We start from the raw sequence: 16,739 nt of genomic DNA, 5'->3' as shown, positions 1-16,739 counted from the left end.
CACACCCGTTCCCATACCGAACACGGAAGTTAAGCTTCTCAGCGCCGATGGTAGTTGGGGCAGGCGCCCCTGTGAGAGTAGGACGTTGCCAGGCTAATCTAGGACAACCCGAGAGGGTTGTCCTTTTGTGTTTTTCTCTCTACCCCATCAAATACTGATAAACCAAAAACGGTCCTTTTTTCATCGTACTGTCGAGGAAAGAGGAAATAAATGGATAATCATGATTAGGCATCATTTTTGTCAATTCACTCCACCATTCCGTTTCGTAACGAGCAATCATACTTAAGTTATACAGCAGCAGATAGTGAATAAGCAGTTCTGGAAAGTTAAGAAAGCTGCCTTTATTCAGTGGAATTGCCCAATGTCTGTTTTCAAAATTGAATTTCAATGGTGTGGTTTCTAAGTGAACCTCCTCGTTCATTGAAAAAGAAAGTCCCTCACTCTCAAATTCAACTTCTTTTTTACACTTCGAAGCAAAAAACTCCTTAAAGCGGCTTTCAGTCATATGAAAGTAATTTAAAACCGTTTCAGGTACAACAAACTGTTCTCTTTGCTGCTGTAACGTGGCAAATGTCCTTTTTCCTTCAAATAAAAAGAATAAATCATCAAGTTCGGGTATAAGCTGTAGTAATTCCTCCATTATGACTTTCTCCCCTTCTAATGGTTTCATGTGGAACATTTTTTCCGACATGAAGGGGAAAAGTCCATTTTTTTGAAATTTCACTTCATCCTGAAAGAAAAGGTAATTTTGCTTTTTTCTCTTCCTTGTTGAAACGCCATGCGCTAAAACAGCAGTTGTCTCAGGATAAGAAGGATCGATGGATAAAATGCATGCTTTAATTAAATGGACAAGACCATAGAAGAGTAGAATCGGCTTTATAATAAGCGGAGCTTTTTCTGCTTGTTCATAATATATTTGCCCATGTTCCAGATAATAAAGAAAGGGATAGCAATTTTCATAGCCTTTTTGTTCAGGATTATCCAGCTTATACTTCTGATAGCTAGTTTTTAAATAACGCTGGCAGTATTCTGCCGAAAAGAAGCAGGAGAAGCTTTTCCAGTCTTTATATTGAATACCCAATATTCAATCACCTTTTTCAGAAGAATCAATTTAATTGTTATTCCTTGACAGTATTTTGCCCAATTGATAACCTACAAATAATATTTTTTTATAGGTTAGGCTGGTTCTTTGTATTTATTGCATTGGTAGACAGCGGCGTGTATTGTTTTATAAGTTTTGAAACGGAGGACAGTTAAAATGTGGGAAAGTAAGTTTTTAAAAGAAGGTTTAACGTTTGATGATGTTTTGCTAATTCCGGGTAAGTCAGAGGTATTGCCAAGGGATGTAAGCCTAAAGGTAGAATTATCACCATCGGTTAAGCTTAATATTCCAATCATTAGTGCTGGGATGGACACTGTGACAGAGTCGGAAATGGCAATTTCCATGGCGCGCCAAGGCGGCTTAGGAGTTATTCATAAAAATATGACCATCGAACAGCAGGCTGAGCAGGTGGAAAAGGTAAAACGGTCTGAAAGCGGCGTTATCACCGATCCGTTCTTCCTGACACCGGAGCATCAAGTATTTGATGCAGAGCATTTAATGGGAAAATACCGAATCTCCGGGGTACCAATTGTCAATAATCTCGAGGAGCAAAGGCTGGTTGGAATTATTACAAATCGTGACCTTCGATTTATCCAGGATTATTCCTTTAAAATTTCCGACGTGATGACGAAAGAAAACCTGGTCACAGCTCCAGTCGGAACAACATTAAAAGAGGCGGAAAGAATCCTGCAAAAGTATAAAATTGAAAAGCTGCCCCTAGTAGATGACCAAGGTGTCTTAAAGGGCTTAATTACAATTAAGGATATTGAAAAGGTAATTGAATTTCCTAACTCAGCAAAGGACAGCAAAGGACGATTATTAGCTGGTGCAGCAGTAGGCGTAACTAGTGACACGATGCTAAGGCTCGACAAGCTTGTTAAAGCGCATGTTGATGTAGTGGTCGTTGATACAGCCCACGGGCATTCTAAGGGTGTTTTAGACACGGTCAGAGAAATAAGAAGCGCTTATCCAGACTTAACGATTATTGCAGGAAATGTGGCAACTGCTGAAGCGACAAAGGCTCTTATCGAGGCAGGCGCCGATGTCGTGAAGGTAGGAATTGGCCCGGGGTCGATTTGTACAACAAGGGTGGTAGCAGGTGTAGGCGTGCCGCAAATTACCGCTGTTTATGATTGTGCTACAGAAGCAATGAAGCATGGGAAGACGATAATTGCCGACGGCGGGATTAAATACTCCGGAGATATCGTCAAGGCGCTTGCAGCCGGCGGGCATGCAGTTATGCTTGGCAGTCTCCTGGCAGGCGTTTCTGAGAGCCCTGGGGAAACAGAAATTTTCCAAGGCCGCCGCTTTAAAGTATATCGGGGCATGGGGTCTGTTGCTGCGATGGAAAAGGGTTCAAAAGACCGTTATTTCCAAGAAGATAATAAGAAATTTGTTCCAGAAGGGATTGAAGGCCGCATCCCTTATAAAGGACCATTGGCAGAAACGATTTATCAGCTGATTGGCGGACTTCGCTCTGGTATGGGCTATTGTGGAACAAAGGACCTTAATGACCTAAGAACAAAGGCACAATTTATTAAGATGACAGGTGCCGGCCTAAGGGAAAGCCATCCGCATGATGTGCAGATTACGAAAGAGGCACCGAACTATTCATGATAACAACCGCGAAAAAAAGAGAAGCCCGGCCTTCTCTTTTTTTTTTGTAGTAATTTAGTCTTATTGAAGTAACCAAATTGGTAAAAGAATCGTCCAATCCTCTGTCTATGATTTGCTAGGCAGTTATGTTAAAATAACCAAAGTGATTAATTCTTGGAGGGTTTTAGAGTGAAAAAACATTTTTATCAGAAATGTGTTGCCAGTGCGCTGGCACTTATCATGTTTTTTAGTCTTTTTGCCGGGGTGGATCAAGCGAAGGCGGAAGCGGCATTAAATGTGAATGCAGACGGTGCGATAATAGTCGATGGAGAAACAGGTAAAGTTTTATACGAGAAGAATGGTGACAGTTCACTAGGTGTTGCCAGTATGACGAAAATGATGACTGAATACCTTTTGCTTGATGCAGTGAAACGAGGAAAGGTGAAATGGGATCAGGATTATTCTGTCAGTGAGCTTGTGTATAAAATTTCACAGCCTAGAGATTTATCTAATGTGCCCTTGCGCCGTGATGGATCATATAAAGTCCGAGAATTATATGAAGCAATGGCGATTTATTCCGCAAATGGGGCAACTATTGCCCTCGCTGAAGTTATTGCTGGTTCGGAAACAAACTTTGTTAAATTGATGAATGAAAAGGCGAAAAAGTTAGGCTTAAAAAATTCCAAATTTGTTAACTCAACGGGTCTAAATAATAAAGATTATCATGGGGAACAGCCAGAAGGAACAGGGGCTGACGAAGAAAATGTGATGTCACCTCGTGATGTTGCGACGTTAGCTTTTCACCTCATTAATGATTATCCGGATGTTTTAAAAACAGCCAGCACTCCAAGAAAGACATTTCGTGCGGGTACGACAGATAAAATTGACATGATTAACTGGAATTGGATGCTCCCAGAATTAGATTACGGCTATAAAGGAATGGACGGACTTAAAACAGGAACGACTGATTTTGCTGGTTATTGCTTTACAGGTACTGCAGCCCGTGATGGAAAACGATTTATTACGGTTATTCAAAATGCGAAGGATTCAAGCGGCAAAAACGATGGTTATCGTGCACGCTTTGGCGAAACTAAAAAAATGCTCGACTATGCGTTTAACAATTTTTCAAAAGAGCAGCTTGTTCCTAAACATTATCAAGTTAAAGGACATACAACAATCCCGGTCATTAAAGGGAAAGAGGACCAGGTAAAAATTTACACAAAGTCAGCAATTAAAATGGTGATTCAAAATGGTGATAAGAAAAATTACCAAACTGAACTGGTGCTGGATAAAACGAAAATCAATAAAGATGGCGAGTTAACGGCACCAATTAAAAAAGATGAAAAAATTGGTTATTTAACAGTTAAACCGAAAAGTGGCGAAAAAGTCAGCTTCCTAACCGGAGAGGGCCAGAAGACAGCTCAGGTTGATGTCATTGCCGCTCAAGAAGTCGAAAAAGCAAATTGGTTTGTACTCATGATGCGTGGTATCGGCAATTTCTTCGGAGATGTCTGGGATGGAATTTCTTCCGCGGTAAAAGGCTGGTTTAAATAAACCATTATGGAAATAAAGCAGAGAGGATTCTTGTCTTGACAGGAATCCTTTTTTGTTGCTTTAATGATTTTATGGGGAAAAATAATTCCGATTAATTAAGTGGGAAATTTCCTAAATGATGCAAATATTTTTCTAAATATTAAAATAAAAGGGGGATTTTAACAAATGATAACAGGTACAGATCTTGTAAAACGCGGTATGGCTGAAATGCAAAAAGGCGGCGTCATCATGGATGTAGTCAACGCGGAGCAGGCGAAAATTGCTGAGGAAGCGGGCGCAGTGGCAGTAATGGCTTTAGAACGTGTTCCTTCAGATATCCGCGCTGCTGGCGGCGTGGCAAGGATGGCAGACCCGAGGATCATTGAAGCGGTTATGGGTGCTGTTACAATCCCTGTGATGGCAAAAGGAAGAATCGGTCATATTGTCGAGGCGCGTATTCTTGAAGCAATGGGTGTCGACTATATCGATGAGAGTGAAGTTTTGACTCCTGCTGATGAGGAATACCATTTAAATAAAAGAGACTATACTGTACCGTTTGTATGCGGCTGCCGCGATCTTGGCGAAGCTGCCCGCAGAATTGGTGAAGGAGCTTCAATGCTTCGGACGAAGGGTGAACCTGGAACAGGAAATATTGTTGAGGCTGTCCGCCATATTCGCAAGGTGAATGCCCAGGTTCGTAAAGTTGTCGGCATGAATGAGGACGAGTTAATGACAGAAGCAAAGCTGTTAGGCGCGCCATACGAATTGCTTCTAGAAATTAAGCGTCTTGGACGTCTTCCGGTTGTTAACTTTGCAGCCGGTGGTGTGGCAACTCCTGCTGATGCTGCGCTAATGATGCAATTAGGAGCGGATGGCGTTTTTGTCGGCTCTGGTATTTTTAAATCAGAAAATCCTGCTAAATTTGCAAGAGCGATCGTGGAAGCGACTACGCATTTCCAAGACTATAAATTGATTGCTGAGCTTTCCAAGGATTTAGGAACACCGATGAAGGGGATTGATATTTCATCATTGGCACCTGAAGCACGTATGCAGGAAAGAGGCTGGTAATTCATGGTGAAAATCGGCGTTCTCGCTTTGCAAGGAGCTGTTCGCGAACATATTCGTTCGTTAGAAGCATGTGATGTCGAGGCGGTTGCTGTCAAACGAAAGGAAGAATTAGCGGATGTAGACGGCCTTATTCTTCCTGGGGGCGAAAGCACGGCAATGCGGCGCTTAATTGATAAGTATGATTTTATGGATGACCTGAAGCGATTTGCTCATGAGGGGAAACCCATGTTTGGAACATGTGCAGGCTTGATTCTGTTAGCAAAGGACCTTGTCGGCTATAGTGAGCCGCACATCGGTGTGATGGATATTAAGGTTGAACGCAACTCATTTGGACGCCAGGTGGACAGCTTCGAGGCCGACCTTGCGATTAAAGATGTCGCTGACAGTTTCCCGGCAGTTTTTATCCGGGCGCCGCACATCGTTGAAGCGGGAGAGAATGTTGAAATTCTTTCTAAACATCATGACCGCATTGTCGCCGCACGGGATGGACATTTTCTTGGCTGTTCGTTCCATCCGGAGTTGACAGACAATCATCGTCTTACCGCCTACTTCGTCGAGATGGTGAAGGAAGCAAAAGCAAGAAATTTTGAATAAGGTAGTTGCAATCGGTTAATAATTGTAGTAAATTATTAAACAATATAATAACGAATAAAGCTATGAGAGGAACTAGTAACAAGTGACTCATTCTAAAAGAGAGCCGGTGGCTGGTGTGAACCGGTGGATGGTCTTGTGAATCCCTCCTCGAGCAAGGTGCGGAACACCTCAAGTGAGGTCAGTAAGTACTTTCGGTGAAAAACCGTTAACGTTTTTTCGAGGTGGACTGATTTTTAGTCAACCAGGGTGGTATCGCGAGCAACTCTCGTCCCTGTATTAGGGGCGGGAGTTTTTTATTTTTTGCTGTGTTAAAGAACATTGTTGATTTTGAGCACAATGTTGATTGGAGTGGAAGGCGCGAGACTCCTGCGGGAGCAGCGGGACAGGTGAGACCTCGCAGGCGCTTTAGCGCCGAGGAGGCTCACCGCCCGCCCCGCGGAAAGCGAAGCGCCTGGAACGGAAATCAACATTCACTTTTAACACAGCCTATTTTTTAAAGCGGAAGCGCCCGGTTATTAAATTTAAAAAAGGAGTGCGGACAAATGTTAGATATTAAAGTATTAAGAGCTAATTTTTCAGAAGTAAAAGAAAAGCTGCAGCATCGCGGCGAAGATTTAACAGATTTCGGTCAGTTTGAAGAACTGGATCTGAAAAGACGCGAATTAATTGTCGAGACTGAAAAACTTAAATCAAGAAGGAATGAGGTCACGCAGCAGGTTGCGGCCTTAAAGCGTGACAAACAGGATGCCGATCATTTAATTAAAGAAATGCGTGAAGTCGGCGATCAAATTAAAACGCTTGATGACGAGCTGCGCGGGGTAGAAGAGACCTTAGAGCAATTGCTTTTAAGTATCCCGAATATCCCGCATGAAAGCACTCCGATTGGCGAAACTGAAGATGATAATGTTGAAATCAGAAACTGGGGCGAAGTGCGTGAGTTTGAATTTGAAGCGAAACCGCATTGGGATGTTGCCGATCATTTAGGGATTCTTGACTTTGAACGTGCGGGCAAGGTTACAGGAAGCAGATTTGTCTTTTATAAGGGGTTAGGTGCCCGTTTAGAACGTGCATTGATGAGCTTCATGCTCGATCTTCATATCGATGAACACGGTTATACGGAAATATTACCGCCTTATTTAGTGAATCGCGCCAGCATGACGGGGACCGGCCAGCTGCCAAAATTTGAAGAAGACGCCTTCTTGATTGAAAATGAAGATTACTTCCTAATTCCAACGGCAGAGGTGCCTGTCACCAACCTTTATCGCGATGAAATATTAAGCGGCGATCAGCTGCCAATCCGCTATGCTGCCTATAGCGCATGTTTCCGCTCTGAAGCGGGTTCAGCCGGCCGTGATACACGGGGCTTGATTCGCCAGCACCAGTTCAATAAGGTTGAGCTTGTCAAGTTTGTGAAGCCAGAGGATTCTTACGAAGAGCTTGAAAAACTGACGAATGACGCTGAACGAGTGCTGCAATTGCTGGAGCTTCCGTACCGTGTCTTGAGCATGTGTACCGGTGACCTCGGCTTTACGGCTGCGAAAAAGTATGATATTGAAGTTTGGATTCCAAGTTATGGGACGTACCGCGAGATTTCTTCTTGCAGTAATTTTGAAGCGTTCCAGGCGCGCCGGGCGAACATCCGCTTCCGCCGTGATCCGAAGGCGAAGCCGGAGCATGTTCATACGTTAAATGGTTCTGGTCTTGCGATTGGCCGTACGGTCGCTGCTTTATTAGAAAATTACCAGCAGGCAGACGGAAGTGTCGTAATTCCAACGGTATTACGTCCGTATATGGGCGGTCGTGCGGTTATTAAGCCAGAGTAACAAACATTAAATTTCCGGATGGTTAGTCCCCATCCGGAAATTTTAATAATATCGTTTGACACAGTTAAAAATATATGTTAAAGTATCATTTGTCGATACGGAGGAATACCCAAGTCTGGCTGAAGGGATCGGTCTTGAAAACCGACAGGCGGGTCAAACCGCGCGGGGGTTCGAATCCCTCTTCCTCCTCCATAAGATGATACAATCGCGCATAAAAACTGGAGATAAAGGTCCGTTACATTTACTTGTAACGGATTTTTTTTTACAAATTTATGCTCGATGTTTAATTAGGGGAAAAACCAGCAACGGTCAATAAGAGAGGTTTATAAAGCCCGTGAACGGAAAAAAGAGCCGTCAATGGTCAATAAGAGAGGTTCATAAAGCCCGAGAACATGAAAAAGAGCCGTCAATGGTCAATAAGAGAGGTTCATTAAAGCCCGAGAACATGAAAAAGAGCCGTCAACGGTCAATAAGAGAGGTTCATAAAGCCCGAGAACATGAAAAAGAGCCGTCAACGGTCAATAAGAGAGGTTCATAAAGCCCGAGAACATGAAAAAGAGCCAGCAACGGTCAATAAGAGAGGTTCATAAAGCCCGAGAACATGAAAAAGAGCCGTCAACGGTCAATAAAAGAGGTTCATAAAGCCCGTGAGCGGGAAAAAGAGCCGTCGACGGTCAATAAGAGAGGTCCATAAAGCCCGAGAACGAAGAAAAAGGCGCTTAACGGTTGATTAGTGCAATTTCATAAATCTAAAGAATATGAAAAAACACCAAATGGCTTAATAGCCAATTGGTGTTTTTTCTATGTTGAGGATTTCACTTAGCTTTTCTTCTACTTCACGGCAAATGCGTAACGCATCGGCATTACTGTTGACAACGTCTGTCGTATCCATATCAATAATTAATACTTCGCTGGCATCGTACTGATTCATGACCCATTCATCATAACCCTTCCACACTTCGAAGTAATACTCCTTCAGTTCCGGGTTGATTTCGAAGCTTCTGCCGCGGGCCATAATCCGGTCAATCACCGTATCAAACGAACCTTTTAAGTAAACCATTAAATCCGGTGCTTTCTTTGGAAGTTCATTCAGTTCTTCCAACATATTTTCAACAAGCTCTTCATAAATTTTAAATTCGAGATCAGATATTCTGCCTAAATTTTTGTTCACATAAGCAAAATACCAATCCTCATAAATGGAACGATCTTGAATCGTATAAATCGGCTCTTGCCAGCTGACACATTCTTTAACCGTTTTAAAGCGTTTATTTAGAAAAAATAACTGCAAGAGAAAGGGAATTCTCTTCGCATCTAATTCTTCAGGTGTCAGTTCATAATAAAGCGGAAGAATCGGGTTATCGTCGACCGCTTCGTAAAACACCTTACTTTCAATTCCTTTATTTTTAAAGTGGGCATTCAAGGTGTCTGCCACACTTGTTTTGCCAAGACCAATCATACCACCAATAACGATACTCACTAACATCCCCCTGTTCTATAATGTTTTTGACCTATTGCGAGTTTTTAATGATGAAGATAGCTTTTGAAAAATATAGTTTAAATCTTGTTCGCTTTTTACAAAATCCAACTCATCGCCGCTAAAGCGGAGAACTGGGATTTCCGGATGTTCCTTTTCAAAAATCGTCATGGTATTTTCATAGTCAATCGATAGCTGTTCTAGATACAGGGGGCTGATATTCTTCTCTACTTCGCGCCCTCTGACTTTAATTCGTTTCAACAGTGTATCTAAGCTGGCATTCAAATAAATGATGACATTTGGTTTCGGCATATCCGAAGTCAAAATCTGATAAATCTTGTAGTACTTTTCGTACTCTTCAGGATTTAAGCTTCGCTGTGCAAAAATCAGGTTTTTAAAAATATGGTAGTCTGCGACAACAGACTTGTTTTGACTTAAGTAATGGGTATTGATATCCCCTAATTGCTTAAAGCGATTGCAGAGGAAAAACATCTCTGTTTGGAAACTCCATTCCTCGATATTTTCATAAAATTTCCCCAAGAATGGATTTTCATCAACAATCTCTTTTAATAAAGCAAAATTAAATTGTTCTGAAATGGCCTTGGCGAGTGATGTTTTTCCTACACCAATCGGCCCTTCGACGGTAATAAAGGGTGTATCCCCCATTGCGAGTCCTCCTTCTCCAACTGCTTGCACTCTATGTTTCACCAGATTACCTGGATTTTAATTTTTCTCAAAGACACAAAGTTTATTTTATCATAATCTCTAACAGGAAGGGATATGGAATATTTAGAAGTAGCTCATTTTATGTCAAAAACATGAAAAAACTGCCGAATGACGGCAGTTTTTGTCTAAAAAATTTTTTTATGTCTAACGCTTCTGCTTTCTTATGTTCCTCGTTTGGTAACATTGAAATTGTCGACGATTAACAGCCAATTTTGCGGGAAGGCTAAACCCAGTTTCCAATAGCTCATTCCCCTAATATTTAACTCTTTAATGAGATTAAATTTTGCCTGGATGGAGCGGGCATCTTCAAACCAAACTTCATGCTGCTTACCATCCGATGCTGTATATTTAAAAAATGGTGCTTGTGATTTTGTGTCATATTGGATCGGAACGTTGTGAGTTGCGGCCAATTGGATTGCCTGCTGCGGGCTGACCGCTTTTGCTACCGTACCTTGAACAAAGGGAAGTGTCCAATCATAGCCATAGAGATTTTGTCCCATCAGAATTTTAGTTGAAGGCATTTCAGTAATGGCGTATTCCAATACTTTCCGCACGGGGTCAATCGGTGAAACAGCCATTGCCGGGCCGCCGCTATAGCCCCATTCGTACGTCATAATCACGACAAAGTCAGAGATTTCACCGTGGGCCTTATAATCATGGCCTTCATACCATTTTCCCTTTTGTGTGGCACTCGTTTTTGGGGCAAGGGCTGTCGACATCAGCCAGCCTTCGCTTTTAAAGCGCTGCTTCGCCTTTCGTAAAAAGCGGTTGTAGGCCTCGCGGTCGGCAGGACGTATAAATTCAAAGTCAAAATGAATATCACGAAATCCATATTTTTTAGCGGTCGTGACGATATTGTTGATAAATTTATCTTGAATCGCGATATCGTTTAAGAGGATACGGCCAAGTTCATCGCTAAATTGGTCATTCTCCTGATTGTTAATCACCATCATTAAGACGTTGCGGTTGGCCTTGGCAATAGCCGGAAAGTTATTAAGCAGCGGTTCTTTCAATGTACCGTCACGGAGGGCCTGGAAGCTGAAAGGTGCCAAATAAGTAAGATAAGGTGCGGCCTCCCGGGCACTGCTTTCTAAGACTGGTGCCACCGTCGTACCGCGCGGCTCTACATACGCATTAAACTCGGCATCTCTTTTCTTCGCTGTAGGAATGTAGAGACGGAGGCCTACATTCAGCGGCTGATTTACGTTAATTTGATTAATGCTGGCAAGTTCCTGGTAAGGGACGCCGACCCTTCTAGCGATGGAGTATAAGGAATCCCCTTGCTGCACGAAATAAAAATGGCCAATGATTGGGATGACAATCGACTGCCCGACGACAAGATTGTTTGGATTCGGCAATTCATTTGCCTCGGTAATATCCTTAACGGTTGTATGATAGGTTCTAGCAATCGTCGTTAATGATTCGTTGCTCTTTATCACATGGATTTGCATCCGGATCCCCTCCTGACAAAATACGCTACAACTATTTTATGAGGGTGGAATTGAATAAATGATATAATATTGGTAAATTTCATGATGACGGTGCTCGATGAACGAAGCCATTTTTTAAAAGGCGGTGGTATTCCCATGACGTTTGAATATGACGAATATTTTATGAAGGAAGCAATAAAGGAAGCGAAAAAGGCAGAAGAGCTGGAGGAAGTGCCAATCGGAGCGGTCCTGGTTCTCGACGGAAAAATCATTTCCCGAGCGCATAACTTACGTGAAAGTGAGCAAAACGCTGTCGCACATGCTGAACTGCTCGCGATTGATCAAGCCTGCCGTGAATTAGGTTCATGGCGTCTAGAGGAGGCAGTCTTATATGTCACCCTCGAGCCCTGTCCAATGTGCTCAGGGGCGATTATTTTATCAAGAGTCAAACGGGTCGTTTATGGTGCCGCTGACCCAAAGGGCGGCTGTGCTGGAACACTGATGAATCTTTTGCAGGACGGGCGCTTTAATCATCAAAGCGAAGTCACCAAAGGAGTAATGGAAACGGAGTGCGGTCAGCTGCTGTCAGATTTTTTTCGAAAAATAAGAGACCGGAAAAAACGGGAGAAACAAGCAAGAAAAGAAAGAGATTTATAGAAACTTACATAAATTTACAGTCGATAATGATTGCTTTTTTCCGAGAAAGTTTATATACTAATAGAGCGTCAGATAAAGACGCACTAAACTTTGGTATCAATTTTGCCGTGCTAGGTGGGGAGGTAGCGGTGCCCTGTACCCGCAATCCGCTCTAGCGGGACTGAATCCCTTCTCTGAGGCTGTTCGTCTGTAGGGTCTGCCTTAAGTAAGTGGTGTTGACGCTCGGGTCCTGCGCAATGGGAATCCATGAACCATGTCAGGTCCGGAAGGAAGCAGCATTAAGTGGACGCTCCCATGTGCCGCAGGGGTGCCTGGGCCGAGCTAACTGCTTAAGTAACGCTTATGGGCGACAGTCGAAGGAAGGTGCACGGCAGTTATTTACATATTCCTTCAAAATCAAACTCATCTCATAACCGAGATGAGTTTTTTTGTGAATCTTAGTTTATACTTTGAAAAAAGTAAAATGGATACGTTATAATGAATAGGATAAAAAAATTTTGAAGGGGGCGGTGTCATTTGGCTTATCAAGCTTTATATCGTGTTTGGCGGCCTCAGGACTTTATTGATGTCGTAGGGCAGGAACACGTGACAAAGACATTGCAAAACGCCCTGCTTCAACAGAAAATTTCACATGCTTATCTTTTTTCAGGACCAAGGGGAACAGGTAAAACAAGCGCCGCTAAAATACTAGCAAAGGCGATTAACTGTGAACGGGCCCCTGTTTCGGAGCCCTGTAATGAATGTGCGGCCTGCCTTGGCATCACAAATGGAACAATTCCGGATGTATTAGAATTTGACGCAGCTTCAAACTCCCGTGTTGAAGAAATGAGAGATGTTCTCGACAAAGTCAAATTTGCCCCCACTGCCGTAAACTATAAGGTCTACATCATTGATGAAGTGCATATGCTATCCATTAGCGCCTTTAATGCCTTGCTAAAAACATTAGAAGAACCGCCGAAGCATGTCATCTTTATTTTAGCGACAACAGAACCCCATAAGATTCCATTAACGATTATCTCAAGATGCCAGCGTTTTGATTTTAGACGGATTACTGCTGGGGCAATCGTCAATCGAATGAAGTTAATTGTGGAAGAAACAGGCGTTGCTTGTGATGAGCGGGCATTGCAAATGATTGCCCGCGCTGCGGATGGCGGAATGCGTGATGCGTTAAGTTTATTAGATCAAGCGATTTCTTACAGCGAAGACCGGGTAACGGTTGAAGACACGCTCACGGTAACAGGCTCAGTCTCACAAGGGTTTCTGAATAGGTTGGCAAATGCCTTCCAAGCGAGTGATGTGGCAAGTGGTTTAGAAGCGCTCGATGAGTTATTGTATCATGGGAAAGACCCGGCACGCTTTATCGAGGATTTCATTTTATTTTACCGTGATATGCTTCTTTATAAGACTGCACCAAATCTTGAAGAATCACTTGAAAGAGTCATGCTGGATGATGAGTTTCGGATGATGGCAGAGGCCACCCCGATGGAACAAATTTATCAGCTAATCGATCATTTAAATAAAACACAGCAGGAAATGCGCTGGACGAACCATCCAAGGATTTTTCTTGAGGTGGCGATTGTGAAACTGTGTCAAATGGAAGCGAAACAGACGGCACAAACACAATCGGGAGATATTGGGCAATTAATCGCAAGAATCGATCAGCTCGAAAATGAACTGCAGCATTTAAAGGCAAATGGAGTAGCGGCAGGTCAGCATGATGCTCCACCACAGCCGCAAAAGCCTTCACAAAGAACATCAAGAAAAGGGTTCCAGCCAGCTGTTGGAAAAATAAACGAAGTATTAAAGCAGGCGACAAAATCTGATTTGAATCTAATTAAATCAAAATGGGGCGAAATGCGGGCTAACTTAATGAAGTCGCATGCCGCCTTGTTAAATGAAGCTGAGCCGGCAGCGGCATCAGCCACAGCATTTATTTTAAAGTTTAAGCACGAAATGCTCTGCCAAATGGCTATGGATAAAAGCGATTTTCTTGAAGCAGTTACCGCTGCATTATATAACCTAACCGGTAAAAGGTTTTTACTGTTAGGTGTTCCAGAAGAGCAGTGGGCTGCCATTCGAGAAAATTACCTAAACAGCCATCAAGGTGAAGAAGGAATGGACAGCGGTACGAAAAAGGAAGAAGAGCCTCATATTTCAGAGGCAAAGAAATTATTTGGTGCTGAATTTGTAGAAATTATTGATTAATTAATTGGAGGTAATAATGATGCGTGGTGGAATGGGAAATATGCAAAATATGATGAAGCAAATGCAGAAAATGCAAAAGAAAATGGCTGAGGCACAGGAACAATTAGGCGAAGAGAAAATTGAAGGAACTGCCGGCGGCGGAATGGTAACAGTCGTTGTAACAGGTCATAAAGAAGTGGTCGATGTCATTATTAAACCAGAAGCAGTTGATCCGGATGATGTCGAAATGCTTCAAGATTTAGTGCTGGCAGCAACAAATGACGCCCTTAAAAAGGCAGAAGAGCTGACAAATAACACAATGGGGCAATTCACTAAAGGGATGAATCTGCCGTTTTAATTAGAAAAGCGGAAGCGCCTTGGCGAGAAGAGCTGGATTAATAATAAGTTTAGCAGGGGGGCTTCGGTGCTTCGAGGTGTTTCATCTCTTGGTATCAGGCACCCTTGCTTTTATTAGAGAGGAATAATAAACATGCATTATCCAGAACCGATTTCGAAGCTGATAGACAGCTTTATGAAGCTGCCAGGTATCGGTCCAAAAACTGCTGCACGCCTGGCCTTTTATATATTAAGTATGAAAGAAGACACTGTGCTTGATTTTGCCAAAGCACTTGTGAATGCCAAGCGCAATCTGCGTTATTGTTCTGTATGTGGCCATATTACGGACCAGGACCCTTGTTATATTTGTGAAGATCAGCGCCGGGATAAGAGCATACTATGTGTAGTGCAGGATCCAAAAGATGTCATCGCGATGGAGAAAATGAAAGAATATAACGGTTTATACCATGTCTTGCACGGTGCCATTTCACCTATGGACGGAATTGGACCAGAGGATATTAATATCCCTGATTTGCTAAAGCGCCTGCAGGATGAGACCGTCCAGGAAGTGATTCTAGCGACAAATCCTAATATCGAGGGTGAAGCTACAGCTATGTATATTTCCCGCTTATTACGGCCATCTGGGATTAAAACAACAAGGATAGCTCATGGTCTGCCGGTTGGCGGAGACCTCGAATATGCGGACGAGGTTACCTTATCTAAGGCCCTTGAGGGACGGCGTGAAATATAAGAAAGAAAACCGGAGGATTGGATGATGTTTTTTCGGCGAACAGGGCGGCTCAGAAAAGAGTATGATGAAAAGCTGTTAGCCCAGTTAAATCAATTTAAACAGCATTGGCAGCAAGAAAAATCACTTTTGGAAATAAGCTTCGATCCTTCTGAAGAGGTAATTTGTCAAACAAAAGTCGCAGAAGCAAAATATATCTTTCTCTTAAGAGAAGCGAAACAGCGGAAAGTAACCTCCTATAAAGCCTAATGAGCTATTTCTTTTTCTTTGGTCTAATCTTTACAACTTGTACATAAGTTGTAAGTAAAGCGACTTAAGAAAGGGGATAGCTTTTTTGGAACCAATTTTCGTTATTTCTATTTTGGGAGGGCTCATTCTCATATTGTTATTCACTGGAGCCCAATTTAAGCCGGCCCGGTTTGTCGGCCAAGCAGCAATAAAATTAGTCATCGGAGCATTGCTGCTATTTTTCTTAAATGTTGCCGGTAATCGATATGGAATCCATGTACCGATCAATTTTGCCACATCCGCTGTTTCCGGTTTCTTGGGTATCCCCGGCTTATTTGCATTAGCAGCTATTCAACATTGGGTAATTTAACAGGTCTTGCCGCAAAGAACACAGCGGCTTTTTTTTGTTTCAGGTTCCGTTTCTTATCAGAAACATTAAAAATGTAAGTTAAAATGAGTGCCAATTTGCATATATAATTGACACTCATTTTTTATTGGGGTAAATCCCATGAAAATTTGTAGAGGAAAATGCACCCCGAATGGTAGGGGGGCAATGGCTGTTGTACCTCTACAATTTTACCTTCAATTTGGTATACAATTTGTCTTACACAACACATAATAATTGAATCTATATGTTAATGTGAAGTCTTATCTTTAATTAAGTAACCAGTGATACTTACAATAAGCGGAGATTTTCCGGTTATCCGCAGAATAGAGCTCGATTTGTGGTAAATAAGCGGAGGTTTTCCGATTAAGCAAAGCAAAATTGTCCATTTTCACGCTTTTCGAGTCATTAGCCGGAATTTTTCCGTCTATTTAAGCAATTTTCAGTGCTTTTTCCTAAATAAGAGAAATTTCTCCGCTTATTTATCCAACCATGCTGATCACTCATCCGGGTCCGTGGGGGTCTGAACTGCCCCATTTTATTGGCAATATAAATTGGGAGGCATTTTCGGGTTTAGCGACAGGAAACTGAACCCGTTATTTTTTGTGCTCTTTTTTTTAAAAAAAGTATTGACCAGTTTATTAATATGCTGTAATATATGAAAAGTCGTCACTGAGACGGTGAACAACACATAAAAAAAGTTATTGACTTTCGGTTGATAACTTGGTAAGATAATAAAGTCGCTTTTGAGCGATAGAGAAAATTGTTCTTTGAAAACTAAACAAACAAAAACGTCAACAAACAATATTTTTTAGTTTCTTTATTGAAACTAAGCCAACGTAACAAATGAGCTAA

General features: G+C 42.3%; 15 protein-coding genes, 1 tRNA gene, 1 rRNA gene, 1 other RNA gene and 1 other annotated feature. Of the genes, 14 read left to right on the top strand and 4 right to left on the bottom strand.

Annotated features, from left to right (window positions below; genetic code table 11):
• Nucleotides 1–94, top strand: a 5S ribosomal RNA gene (gene rrf, locus ACFVSW_RS27645); the annotation flags it as partial.
• A 45-nt stretch (nucleotides 95–139) separates the two neighbouring features.
• Here rrf and ACFVSW_RS27640 read toward each other — a convergent pair.
• Nucleotides 140–1,081, bottom strand: a complete 942-nt coding sequence (locus tag ACFVSW_RS27640; protein WP_387319836.1) for a YaaC family protein — start codon at nucleotides 1,079–1,081, stop codon at nucleotides 140–142.
• Nucleotides 1,082–1,258: 177 nt separating this feature from the next.
• Here ACFVSW_RS27640 and guaB point away from each other — a divergent pair, with 177 nt between their 5' ends.
• The 6 genes from guaB to ACFVSW_RS27610 all read left to right on the top strand — a co-directional run bounded on the left by guaB (nucleotide 1,259) and on the right by ACFVSW_RS27610 (nucleotide 7,908).
• On the top strand, nucleotides 1,259–2,719 hold the full coding sequence (gene guaB / locus ACFVSW_RS27635) for an IMP dehydrogenase (protein ID WP_387319835.1): 1,461 nt from the start codon (nucleotides 1,259–1,261) through the stop codon (nucleotides 2,717–2,719).
• 219 nt (nucleotides 2,720–2,938) lie between these two features.
• Nucleotides 2,939–4,252, top strand: a complete 1,314-nt coding sequence (locus tag ACFVSW_RS27630; RefSeq protein ID WP_387319837.1) for a serine hydrolase — start codon at nucleotides 2,939–2,941, stop codon at nucleotides 4,250–4,252.
• 165 nt (nucleotides 4,253–4,417) lie between these two features.
• Entirely contained in the window at nucleotides 4,418–5,299 is an 882-nt protein-coding gene (gene pdxS / locus ACFVSW_RS27625) for a pyridoxal 5'-phosphate synthase lyase subunit PdxS (protein WP_387319834.1), read from the top strand.
• 3 nt (nucleotides 5,300–5,302) lie between these two features.
• Nucleotides 5,303–5,893, top strand: a complete 591-nt coding sequence (pdxT, locus tag ACFVSW_RS27620; RefSeq protein ID WP_387319833.1) for a pyridoxal 5'-phosphate synthase glutaminase subunit PdxT — start codon at nucleotides 5,303–5,305, stop codon at nucleotides 5,891–5,893.
• Between the two features lie 53 nt (nucleotides 5,894–5,946).
• Nucleotides 5,947–6,169 (top strand) — a binding site (T-box leader).
• A 266-nt stretch (nucleotides 6,170–6,435) separates the two neighbouring features.
• The gene (gene serS, locus ACFVSW_RS27615; protein WP_387319832.1) at nucleotides 6,436–7,716 is read left to right on the top strand and encodes a serine--tRNA ligase; all 1,281 of its coding nucleotides are present in this window, start codon (nucleotides 6,436–6,438) and stop codon (nucleotides 7,714–7,716) included.
• Between the two features lie 99 nt (nucleotides 7,717–7,815).
• Nucleotides 7,816–7,908, top strand: a tRNA-Ser gene (locus ACFVSW_RS27610).
• A 586-nt stretch (nucleotides 7,909–8,494) separates the two neighbouring features.
• Here the strand turns inward: ACFVSW_RS27610 and ACFVSW_RS27605 are convergent.
• From ACFVSW_RS27605 to ACFVSW_RS27595, 3 genes are all read right to left on the bottom strand, one after another.
• Entirely contained in the window at nucleotides 8,495–9,199 is a 705-nt protein-coding gene (locus tag ACFVSW_RS27605) for a deoxynucleoside kinase (RefSeq protein ID WP_387319831.1), read from the bottom strand.
• A 9-nt stretch (nucleotides 9,200–9,208) separates the two neighbouring features.
• On the bottom strand, nucleotides 9,209–9,856 hold the full coding sequence (locus tag ACFVSW_RS27600; RefSeq protein ID WP_387319830.1) for a deoxynucleoside kinase: 648 nt from the start codon (nucleotides 9,854–9,856) through the stop codon (nucleotides 9,209–9,211).
• Nucleotides 9,857–10,077: 221 nt separating this feature from the next.
• The gene (locus ACFVSW_RS27595) at nucleotides 10,078–11,367 is read right to left on the bottom strand and encodes a LysM peptidoglycan-binding domain-containing protein (protein WP_387319829.1); all 1,290 of its coding nucleotides are present in this window, start codon (nucleotides 11,365–11,367) and stop codon (nucleotides 10,078–10,080) included.
• A 135-nt stretch (nucleotides 11,368–11,502) separates the two neighbouring features.
• Here ACFVSW_RS27595 and tadA point away from each other — a divergent pair, with 135 nt between their 5' ends.
• The 7 genes from tadA to ACFVSW_RS27560 all read left to right on the top strand — a co-directional run bounded on the left by tadA (nucleotide 11,503) and on the right by ACFVSW_RS27560 (nucleotide 15,869).
• Nucleotides 11,503–12,003, top strand: a complete 501-nt coding sequence (tadA, locus tag ACFVSW_RS27590; RefSeq protein WP_387319828.1) for a tRNA adenosine(34) deaminase TadA — start codon at nucleotides 11,503–11,505, stop codon at nucleotides 12,001–12,003.
• 105 nt (nucleotides 12,004–12,108) lie between these two features.
• Nucleotides 12,109–12,374, top strand: an RNA gene (gene ffs / locus ACFVSW_RS27585) — signal recognition particle sRNA large type.
• A gap of 145 nt (nucleotides 12,375–12,519) precedes the next feature.
• Nucleotides 12,520–14,208 carry a DNA polymerase III subunit gamma/tau gene (gene dnaX / locus ACFVSW_RS27580; protein WP_387319827.1) on the top strand — a complete coding sequence of 563 codons (1,689 nt, stop codon included), beginning with the start codon at nucleotides 12,520–12,522 and terminating at the stop codon, nucleotides 14,206–14,208.
• Nucleotides 14,209–14,224: 16 nt separating this feature from the next.
• Entirely contained in the window at nucleotides 14,225–14,545 is a 321-nt protein-coding gene (locus ACFVSW_RS27575; protein WP_193392271.1) for a YbaB/EbfC family nucleoid-associated protein, read from the top strand.
• Nucleotides 14,546–14,677: 132 nt separating this feature from the next.
• Complete coding sequence (gene recR / locus ACFVSW_RS27570) at nucleotides 14,678–15,274, top strand: recombination mediator RecR (protein ID WP_387319826.1); 597 nt, start codon at nucleotides 14,678–14,680, stop codon at nucleotides 15,272–15,274.
• 24 nt (nucleotides 15,275–15,298) lie between these two features.
• Entirely contained in the window at nucleotides 15,299–15,520 is a 222-nt protein-coding gene (locus ACFVSW_RS27565; protein WP_024031059.1) for a YaaL family protein, read from the top strand.
• Nucleotides 15,521–15,605: 85 nt separating this feature from the next.
• Nucleotides 15,606–15,869 (top strand): pro-sigmaK processing inhibitor BofA family protein, encoded by a 264-nt coding sequence (locus tag ACFVSW_RS27560; RefSeq protein WP_387319825.1) that lies wholly within the window; start codon nucleotides 15,606–15,608, stop codon nucleotides 15,867–15,869.
• Nucleotides 15,870–16,739 lie beyond the last annotated feature (870 nt).

The organism is Neobacillus sp. NPDC058068, from assembly GCF_042885335.1.
GTDB lineage: Bacteria > Bacillota > Bacilli > Bacillales > Cytobacillaceae > Neobacillus.
This window is presented reverse-complemented; position numbering and strand designations above follow the sequence as displayed.